Source organism: Limosilactobacillus sp., from assembly GCF_051873075.1.
Classification (GTDB): Bacteria; Bacillota; Bacilli; order Lactobacillales; family Lactobacillaceae; genus Limosilactobacillus.
Genome location: NZ_JBJEEM010000048.1, coordinates 1 through 9,069, shown reverse-complemented (window position 1 = coordinate 9,069; position 9,069 = coordinate 1). Strand labels below are relative to the sequence as shown.

Genomic DNA, 9,069 nt, shown 5'->3' with positions numbered 1-9,069 from the left:
GAATGCTGGTAAGGCTACTACCTACGCTATGATGGGGATCGAAAGTCGTGGTCAACTGCTGATCGACCCAGGTACGGAAGTCTACGAAGGGATGATCGTCGGTGAAAACAGTCGTGAAAACGACATCACCGTTAACATCACCAAGGGTAAGAACCTGACCAACGTCCGGGCTGCTGGTTCTGACGAAATGGCGCACATCAAGACGCCAACGCACTTCTCCCTCGAAGAATCACTTGAATTCTTGAACGAAGATGAATACTGCGAAGTTACGCCAGAAAACATTCGGCTGCGTAAGAAGATCCTGAACACGAATGCTCGTGAAAAGGAAGCTAAGCGCCGTCGTGCAGCTTCACGCAAGTAAATAAGTTTAAGAAAACCCGAAAGGCACGATGATGCTTTTCGGGTTTTTCAGTATAATGCTATAATAAAAAGGATATTTTAATTTGAGCAGGTGTACTTTGTGAAAAAGATTAAGCGTCGGCCCCGTCATGGACTGGCAACAATTAAAAAGAATTTTCATTACTGGGACTACTATCTGATGGTCCCGTATCTCATCCTGTGTTTGATTGGGATTGTGATGGTCTATTCTTCGAGTGCGGCGATTCAAATGCAGAATGGTGGTACTCCTCAGGCCTACTTGATTAAGCAGAGCATTTACGTTGTGATGGGCATTATCGTTCTGATTTTCTGTGCCAACTATCCCTTGAAGCATTATCGCACAACGCGGTTCCTTAAATATTCGACTATCGGCATGGGGCTTTTACTACTAGCGGTGCTCGTACTTGGTAAAGCAGTTAACGGTGCGAAGGGCTGGCTTAACTTTGGGCCGATCAATATCCAGCCGGTCGAGTTTTGTAAATTGTACTTCATCCTATACCTGGCTGATCGAATGACTAAGGCCCGGCAAGAAGGCCATCACTTCTTAATGTCATCGTATCGCGGCTCGTTAGGCTTAGCGTTTATATACCTGTTAATGATTGCTGCCCAGCCGGATACGGGGGGTGCGGCTATCAACTTGAGTATTATTATCGTAATGGTGCTGGCATGTGACATTCGCTGGGGCAAGGCCATTACTTTAGTGATCGGGGCGCCTCTGGTCCTATACTTTGGTTTCCAAATTGCCATTATTAACGGATGGCTGCACGGTGGCTACCGAGTTCAGCGGTTCATTGCCTTCATGAACCCGTTTGGTAACGCAAACGGTTCAGGGAGCCAGCTGGTCAATTCCTATTACGCCATCAGTAATGGGGGCATCTTCGGGGTTGGTCTGGGGAATAGTGTTCAAAAGATGGGCTACCTCCCCGAACCCAACACCGACTTCATCATGGCGATTACCAGCGAGGAGCTCGGCTTGGTTGGTGTCTGTGCAATTCTGATCCTGTTGCTGGTCATTATCTGCCGGATGATCCAGCTGGGGGTCAAGAGTTCGTCTCTATATCAGACCCTGATCTGCTATGGCGCTGCTACCTTCTTTACAATCGAAACCTTTTTCAACATCGGTGGGGTCCTTGGCCTGCTCCCGATTACGGGGGTAACCTTCCCATTCATCAGTTATGGTGGTTCTAGTATGCTGGTGCTTTCGGCGACTGTCGGGATCATCATCAATATCAGCATTCAACAGAATAAGGACCAGATCGAAATTGGCGAGCCATTTTTACCTACAGACTAGTGAGGATATGATAAGATGTTTAAGTTAACCGAGCGCCGGGCCCTGGTGGTGTATATTAACGGTAATCGGGTTGTCCGGACGTTGCGTCGCTATGGAACGGTGCGCTATGTTTCCCGGCGGATGCATTACGTAATTTTATATGTTAATCAGGACCAGGTTGATCAATTAAAGGTAAAAATCGGTCAGCTGCGGGCAGTACGGGGGGTTCAAGAGTCGGCACGACCGGACCTCGATCCTACCTTGACGGACCTTAAGATGACCGGGGTGTATAAAATGCATGATGAGGATGATAAGTAATGAGAGTAGTATCTGGTGAGTTTCGCGGCCGCAAATTGAGTGCGGTACCTGGCATGGCGACGCGGCCAACGACTGATAAGGTGAAGGAGGCCCTCTTTAACATCATCGGGCCATACTTTGATGGCGGACAAAGCCTCGACTTGTTTGCCGGCAGCGGCGGGTTGAGCATCGAGGGGATCTCCCGTGGGATTGAACATGCCGTCTTGATTGACCGGCAGTATCAGGCAATCAAAACGATCAAGCGCAATATTGAAGTTACCAAGCACCCTGAACGGTTTACCGTTTACAAAATGGATGCCCGTAAGGCCTTGGGGATGCTGGGGAAAAAGGGAATGCACTTTGACATGGTTTACCTGGATCCGCCGTATGCGAAGCAGCAGATTTTGAAGGATCTCGGCCAGATGGTGCAAGATGGCCTGCTAAACGATGGTGCGGTGATCGTTGCCGAGACCAATCAGGAGGCCGACTTACCCACGGATGACTTGGATAACTTTACGTTTATTCGCCGACAGACCTATGGTATAACAGTACTGACCATTTACCGTTTTCGAAAGGAGTAATTGCTATGAAAGTTGCTGTATTTCCCGGGAGTTTTGACCCCCTGACGTTGGGACACCTCGACTTGATCAAGCGGGGGAGCGCCCTTTTCGACCAATTGGCGGTGGCGGTGATGACCAACACCAGCAAGAAGCCTTTGTTCTCTGTTGAAGAACGGATCCAACAGATCAAGGAGGCTACGGCCGGATTAGATAACGTTTCGGTAATTACGGCGTCCGGATTGACGGTTGACCTAATGAACCGGATCGGTGCCGACTACTTGATGCGGGGGTTGCGAAACAACGCCGACTTCCAATATGAGCGGGATATTGCCGCGATGAACAACTTCTTGGATGACCAGTGCGAGACCATCTTTTTCCTGGCCAAGCCAGAATACCAGCACCTGTCAAGCAGTCTGCTGAAGGAGGTTACCTCTAACGGGGGCGACATTTCTGCGTACTTGCCGGCAAATATCAATGCGGCACTGAAGAAACGGCTGGAAGAACGTCAATTAATGCGGGTGAAGGAGCATAATGAAAAGACAAGATAAACAAGTCCTTCGCTGGATTGGCGGCATCCTTGCCCTGATCCTCTTCTTGGGCTGGTTCCTATTTTGGCCGCTGAACTCCTATGTTGAAGCGCCGGGAAATGCTACCAACCTGCGTTCGTTTGTTCAAGTGAAGGGTCATCCCGACCCGGGAAAGGGAAGCTTTATGATAACGTCGGTGGCCTTGCAACGGGCCCATCCGGCTACCTACTTGGTTGCCAAGGCTGTTCCCTACCTGTCGATTGAGAAGGCGGATGACGTTACAGGTGGTCAGAGCGGGGCTACCTTCGACCGCGTGCAGCATTTCTACATGCAAAGCTCAATCAACGAGGCAATCGCAATTGCTTACAAGGCGGCCCACCAGCAGGTCAGCCGGCAATACCTGGGGATCTATGTCCTTCAGGTGGAGCCCAATTCCAAGTTCCGCAAGACGATCAAGGTGGGAGACACCATTACCAAGGTTGATGGTCACCACTTCAACACCGCCGAGGGATTCCAGAATTATATTGGCAAGCAGAAGGTTGGTTCGCCGCTGACGGTTACCTACGAGCGGGACGGTCACCAGCATCAGACGACTCACCGGCTGGTTAAACTGACCTCCACCCGAGCCGGTATTGGGATTCTGTTGACTAATAACATGAAAGTAAAGACTAAGATCCCGGTACGGGTGGACCCCGGGCAACTGGGCGGTCCATCTGGCGGGTTGATGTTTACCCTGCAGATCTATGAACAGATCAGCGGGCATGATCTTCAACGGGGTCGTAAGATTGCTGGTACCGGGACGATTGCCCCTGATGGCAGTGTTGGTGAGATTGGCGGAATCGATAAGAAGGTCATCGCCGCTCACCGTGCTGGCGCCACCATTTTCTTTGCTCCATACATCAAGCCAACCAAGCAGATATTGAAGTACGAAGAAGGCCATCAGACTAACTATCAATTGGCAAAGAAGACGGCGAAGCGGTATGCACCGGGAATGAAGGTTGTTCCTGTGACCTCATTCAAACAGGCCGTTCGTTACTTGGAACAAAAGTGATAAAGTTAAGAACTAGCGAGGAGCCGGAGAAAAACGAAAAATTTTCTCCGGCTCTTCTTTTTCGTGTCAAAATGGTAGCTTCCCGTATTTACTATATGGGAGGGATCATATGGAGCGCCTGAAGGAAATCTGGGAAAATTATCGTTACCAACTCTTGATTTTAGCTGCTATCGTGGGGCTGGTCGGCGGCTGGCTGATTAAACAGCCGGCGGAGGCCCCGCTTCAGGATGACCAGGCCATGATGACGAGCTCAACCAGCAGCATGATTGTAACGGCCTCTTCTGCCCGCAGTCAGGTTTGTGTCGATGTGAAAGGTGCGGTCCGGCATCCGGGGATTTATAAGCTAAAAAACGGCGCCCGGGTGAATGAAGCGGTGGCCGCAGCCGGCGGGATTGTTAACAATGCCGATATGAAGCAGGTCAACCTCGCAAAGCAGCTTACGGATCAAGAGGTTGTGTATGTACCGGTTAATGGAGAGACGGTGCCGGGGAGCAGTGCGGCTGGAAGTGCTGATGCCGGCAACCCTGGTTTGGCTAGTGGCACGACAACGATTAACCTCAACACGGCGACTAAGGAACAGTTATGTCAGATCACCGGGATTGGAGATAAGAAGGCGGACCTGATCCTTCAGTATCGTGAGCAGCACGGCCAATTTAAGTCGGTGGATGAACTGAAGCAGGTGAGCGGCTTTGGTGACAAGTCGGTTGAGAAAATCAGGGATCAGTTAGCGGTCTAACTTTTGGTTTGGGTGGATTCTTTGCTATACTATATCAGATAAAGGAGTGACAAAATTATGGTGAGAAAGCGAATCGATTGGGATCAGTACTTTATGATTCAGGCGGCTTTGCTGGCTTCGCGCAGTACGTGCAACCGGCTATCGGTTGGTGCCGTCCTGGTGCGTGACAAGCGGATCATTGCCGGCGGGTACAACGGGTCGGTTTCGGGCGACGACCACTGCCTGGATGCGGGCTGCTACCTGCGTGACGGGCACTGTGTCCGGACTATTCACGCTGAAATGAACGCTATTTTACAGTGCGCCAAGTTTGGGATCTCGATGGACGGGGCCAGCTTGTACGTGACCGATTTTCCTTGCTTGCAGTGTACGAAGAGTCTCCTGCAAGCGGGAATCAAGGAAATCAACTATATTCGCAATTACCACAATGATGATTACGCAATGAAGCTGATTAAGCTTAAGAACATCCACCTCCACCAAATTAAACTCGATGACGATATCTTAGATGAGGTTCGCTTAGGACAGTATATTCGTCCTGAGCAATAGGAAAGATTAAGCATTGTTGGGTATTTCCGGCCCTGATTGCGGGGACGGTGACCGTTGCGATCCTGGGTCCGCGGCCGCTCTGCTGGCTTTTTACCGGTTATCTTCTGTTACGGGTTTGTTGCTTGCGGCGGCCGCCGGTTTTGCTGGCCTGCTGCTTGACCATCGTGGTTGCAAGTGGTTGCTGCTGGTTTTTTCAACGGCAAATTGATAAAAAGACTGTTACTGACTGTCACCCGGTTACGCAGGTGGTTAAGGTTTTACCGGATGATATCAAGGTTCAGGACAGTTTTATTACTGCTATCGGAACGAATAGACAGTCAGGGACCAGGGAATCCCTAGCGTTTAACGTACGTGATCCCCGATTGTTAGCGCAGTTTCGGCAACTAGATCGGCCAACTGATTGGCAATTGACGGGGACGATTCAGCCGGTAATGCCCGCTACCAATGAAAATGAATTTGACTTGCGGCATTACTACCAGCAACGGCGGGTCTATAACCAGGTTCGTCTTGATTGTCCCCCAACGGTCAGCAATATAGCGCATTGGGATCTTCGGGACCGGTGTCATCGTTGGCGTTGGCAGTTAGGCAATTATTTTAATCAGATGCCGGAACCGCTGGCCGGGTATTGTCGGCAGTTGATTATTGGGCAGGGCAGTCCGTCTAATGATCAGCTGATGGCAGACGTTAAACGGCTGGGGATCATCCATCTTTTTTGCATTTCGGGGATGCACGTTGTCCTGTTGATTGCGCTGATGCGCTGGCTCGGGATATATCTGTGGCTGGACCGTGAGCTGATCGACGGAATTTTGATTCTGGCACTGCCGCTTTATCTGATTATTGCTGGCGGAGCACCGAGCCTGGTGCGGGCGGTAATCATGGCCGAAGCGGGGCTGCTGCGGAGTATTCTGAAGCTTGATCGCCTGGATAGCTGGGCGGTGAGTCTCTTGGTCGGGATGGCCTGGGAGCCTGCGGTCTTGCTCAGCCTGGGTGGACAATTGAGTTACTTGCTATCATTTTTGCTTCAGGTGATGGACCGGCAGCTTTCTGCGTTGCGTCAGTCCCTCTTCTTGAGTATCGCTAGTTTGCCGGCGATTTTGAGTTATGTCTTTGAATTTCATTGGCTCAGCCTGGTGATCAGCTATCCGATGATCCCCCTGTTTTCGTTTGTGCTTTTTCCGCTGGTCTTGGTCAGCGCGGCAACCTACTGGCTGACGCCGCTAGTCGGTGAGCTGGTTAATTGCCTTCTCCTGTTTTTTCAACGCCTAATGGGACTGGCTGCTCAGCTGCCGGGCGAGGTCGTTTTTGGGAAGCCAGCTTTCTGGATGGCGCTGATCTTATTCTTGCTGACCTTATGGTGTATTAGCAACTACCGGAACTCGCGCCGGTGGCTGATACTGGTTCTGGCATATTTCAGTTGTTTCTTGGCAATTCACCTGCCCATAAATGGTGAGGTTGTCTTTGTGGATATCGGCCAGGGTGATTGCATTATCATTCGGGAGCCGCTTAATCGCCATGTAATGATGATTGATACTGGTGGTAAGCTGAATTTTGGCCGGCATCAGCCAAGCCAGACTCGTGATACTGCTACTCGGACCAGTATCAATTATCTGAAAAGTCGTGGAATCGATCACCTCGATACTATTTACCTCAGTCACCGCGATACCGACCATATTGGCTACCTGCCAACGGTCCTTAGGAATATACGGGTTAAACGGATCGCGGTGCCAGCGGGGATGGAAAAGCAGGCGGTGCTGACCAGGAAGGTGGGGACTGCTAACCAGCCCCAAATCATTCCGGTTACGGATCAGCATCCCAATATCGACCCCAACTTGAGAATTCTGCACCCGTTTGCTCCCGGCGAGGCGAAGAACGAGGATTCAATGGTCTTGACCGGCCGTTTTGGCGGGAAGCAATTCCTGTTTACTGGTGATCTGGATCGGGCTGGTGAACGGGCGGTCATTGAACGCTACCCGGGACTTCATGCCGATGTTTTGAAACTGGGCCATCATGGCAGCAAAACGGCCAGCGATGAACGTTTCTTAGACCAGTTGCAGCCGCAGTGGGGAATTATCTCAGCGGGGCGGTTCAACCGTTACCACCATCCTGATGATGGGGTGGTGGCTAGTCTTCACCAACGCCGGATCCGCGTTCTTTCGACCCAGCAGTATGGGATGATCAGATACGTTTACACACAACAAGGCGGTCTATGGCGGACCACCCTTAAAGGAGAAGAAGTAAAATGGACATTACCGAATTGTCTCAACAATTGAAAAAAAACAGTCCGGCGCCGATTTACCTGGTGTTGGGAACCCAGCAGGCCTTACAGCAGCAGGCGCTGGACCAGTTTTTAGGCTTGATTCCTTCAGCCGAACAGGTGATGAATGTCGGGCGCTACGATATGGAGACCACCCCGGTTGCTACGGCATTGGATGATGCGATGTCGGCCCCGTTCTTCGGTGAACGACGGCTGGTGGTAATCAACAAGCCCTACTTTCTTACCGGTGAGAAGAAACGGGGAAAGGTTGAACATGACCTGGATTCGTTCAAGCGTTACCTGAACCACCCTGAGCTGACCACTACACTGGTGATTTTGGCACCGTACGAGAAGCTGGATGGTCGTAAGGGGATCGTCAAACTTCTCAAGAAGGTTGCCGTGACCGTCAGTGCGGCCCCGCTAAACGAACAGCAGGCCCGTCAACAGGTTGTGGGTCAATTGATGGACGCGGGCTTTCAGATCGACCAGGCCGCGGTGGATGAGCTGGTGCGGCGTACTAACGCCGACTACGGCCTGATGATTGCCAACCTGGCTAAGCTGAAGATCCTAGCTTACCAAGACAAGCACATCACGCAGCAACAAGTGGCGTCTTTGGTGCCGCAGTCCCTCGATGAGAATGTCTTTGACCTGGTAACAGCGGTTCTTCGTCATGATCAGGTCCGTTCCCTCAACCTATATCGTCAGCTGCTTGCCGGTCAGCAGCAGCCCCTGCGGATTAATGCCGTCCTAGTGGGGCAGTTTCGATTGCTGATTCAGTTGAAGGTGTTGAGCAGTCGGGGGCTTAGTCAAGGAAATCTGGCTAAGCAGCTTAATGTTCACCCGTACCGGGTTAAGCTGGGTTTGCGGACGGCCCGCAACTTCTCTTTGTTGGCGCTGGAAAATGCCTATCTTGGTTTGATTCGCATCGAGCGGGCGCTTAAGACCACCCAACGCGATCCGGCACTGCTTTTTCAGCTTTTTATGCTTCAGTACGCTCACCAGGCAAAGGTAGCCAAATAAATACAGCAGCAACCGCGAATAAAAAGGTTCGTGATTGCTGCTGTATTTATTTTGGGTACAAAAAAACAGGCAACCATAATGATTGCCTGTTACCGTTATCGGTCATTACTTGTTGTAACGAGCTGATAAACGTGACTTGTCACGTGCAGCCTTGTTGGCCTTGATAAGGCCCTTGGAGTGTGCACGGTCAATTGCTGAGATAGCATCCTTGTATAACTTTTCAAGGTCATCTTCACCAGCAAGCTTTGCCTTGTCGAACTTCTTGATAGCAGTCCGCATGTGGCTTAATTGTGAAGCGTTCTTGGCTTCGGCCTTGGCACTAGTTTTAACACGCTTAATTGCTGACTTAATAATTGGCATGAGTTTCACCTCCATTACCCGGTTATTCAGTTGACCAGAATTTTCAACGTTTTTCATTATACAAAAGACTGGC

General features: G+C 50.8%; 10 protein-coding genes and 1 pseudogene. 10 read left to right on the top strand and 1 reads right to left on the bottom strand.

The genetic code is table 11. From position 1 onward, the window contains the following. The 10 genes and pseudogenes from ACI31J_RS05850 to holA all read left to right on the top strand — a co-directional run. Window positions 1-361: pseudogene (locus ACI31J_RS05850) on the top strand (translational GTPase TypA); the annotation flags it as partial. 99 nt (window positions 362-460) lie between these two features. After that, window positions 461-1,669 (top strand): FtsW/RodA/SpoVE family cell cycle protein, encoded by a 1,209-nt coding sequence (locus ACI31J_RS05845; protein ID WP_439773498.1) that lies wholly within the window; start codon window positions 461-463, stop codon window positions 1,667-1,669. Window positions 1,670-1,684: 15 nt separating this feature from the next. After that, the gene (locus ACI31J_RS05840) at window positions 1,685-1,966 is read left to right on the top strand and encodes a YlbG family protein (RefSeq protein ID WP_439773497.1); all 282 of its coding nucleotides are present in this window, start codon (window positions 1,685-1,687) and stop codon (window positions 1,964-1,966) included. Then, complete coding sequence (gene rsmD / locus ACI31J_RS05835; protein ID WP_439773496.1) at window positions 1,966-2,526, top strand: 16S rRNA (guanine(966)-N(2))-methyltransferase RsmD; 561 nt, start codon at window positions 1,966-1,968, stop codon at window positions 2,524-2,526. Before ACI31J_RS05840 ends, rsmD begins: the two co-directional genes overlap by 1 nt. Window positions 2,527-2,531: 5 nt before the next feature. Next, window positions 2,532-3,053: a pantetheine-phosphate adenylyltransferase gene (gene coaD, locus ACI31J_RS05830; protein ID WP_283594935.1), complete on the top strand. Its 522-nt coding sequence runs from the start codon at window positions 2,532-2,534 to the stop codon at window positions 3,051-3,053. Next, window positions 3,037-4,083 carry a SepM family pheromone-processing serine protease gene (locus ACI31J_RS05825; protein ID WP_439773495.1) on the top strand — a complete coding sequence of 349 codons (1,047 nt, stop codon included), beginning with the start codon at window positions 3,037-3,039 and terminating at the stop codon, window positions 4,081-4,083. The genes coaD and ACI31J_RS05825 overlap by 17 nt, the downstream gene beginning before the upstream one ends. Before the next feature lie 109 nt (window positions 4,084-4,192). Further along, the gene (locus tag ACI31J_RS05820) at window positions 4,193-4,819 is read left to right on the top strand and encodes a helix-hairpin-helix domain-containing protein (RefSeq protein WP_439773494.1); all 627 of its coding nucleotides are present in this window, start codon (window positions 4,193-4,195) and stop codon (window positions 4,817-4,819) included. Window positions 4,820-4,879: 60 nt separating this feature from the next. After that, window positions 4,880-5,362, top strand: coding sequence for a ComE operon protein 2 (locus ACI31J_RS05815; RefSeq protein WP_439773499.1), 483 nt, complete (start codon window positions 4,880-4,882; stop codon window positions 5,360-5,362). A 47-nt stretch (window positions 5,363-5,409) separates the two neighbouring features. Beyond that, complete coding sequence (locus ACI31J_RS05810) at window positions 5,410-7,632, top strand: DNA internalization-related competence protein ComEC/Rec2 (RefSeq protein ID WP_439773493.1); 2,223 nt, start codon at window positions 5,410-5,412, stop codon at window positions 7,630-7,632. Then, entirely contained in the window at window positions 7,602-8,636 is a 1,035-nt protein-coding gene (holA, locus tag ACI31J_RS05805; RefSeq protein ID WP_439773492.1) for a DNA polymerase III subunit delta, read from the top strand. The genes ACI31J_RS05810 and holA overlap by 31 nt, the downstream gene beginning before the upstream one ends. A 105-nt stretch (window positions 8,637-8,741) precedes the next feature. On the opposite strand, the gene rpsT is transcribed toward holA, so the two are convergent. After that, window positions 8,742-8,996 carry a 30S ribosomal protein S20 gene (gene rpsT / locus ACI31J_RS05800; protein ID WP_104689242.1) on the bottom strand — a complete coding sequence of 85 codons (255 nt, stop codon included), beginning with the start codon at window positions 8,994-8,996 and terminating at the stop codon, window positions 8,742-8,744. Window positions 8,997-9,069: the final 73 nt, after the last annotated feature.

What these genes read in the sequence shown, in the direction of transcription:
- ACI31J_RS05840 (WP_439773497.1), top strand. Translation starts at nt 1,685, where the DNA reads ATGTTTAAGTTAACCGAGCGCCGGGCCCTGGTGGTGTATATTAACGGT.
- rsmD (WP_439773496.1), top strand. Translation starts at nt 1,966, where the DNA reads ATGAGAGTAGTATCTGGTGAGTTTCGCGGCCGCAAATTGAGTGCGGTA.
- coaD (WP_283594935.1), top strand. Translation starts at nt 2,532, where the DNA reads ATGAAAGTTGCTGTATTTCCCGGGAGTTTTGACCCCCTGACGTTGGGA.
- ACI31J_RS05825 (WP_439773495.1), top strand. Translation starts at nt 3,037, where the DNA reads ATGAAAAGACAAGATAAACAAGTCCTTCGCTGGATTGGCGGCATCCTT.
- ACI31J_RS05820 (WP_439773494.1), top strand. Translation starts at nt 4,193, where the DNA reads ATGGAGCGCCTGAAGGAAATCTGGGAAAATTATCGTTACCAACTCTTG.
- holA (WP_439773492.1), top strand. Translation starts at nt 7,602, where the DNA reads ATGGACATTACCGAATTGTCTCAACAATTGAAAAAAAACAGTCCGGCG.
- rpsT (WP_104689242.1), bottom strand. Translation starts at nt 8,996, where the DNA reads ATGCCAATTATTAAGTCAGCAATTAAGCGTGTTAAAACTAGTGCCAAG.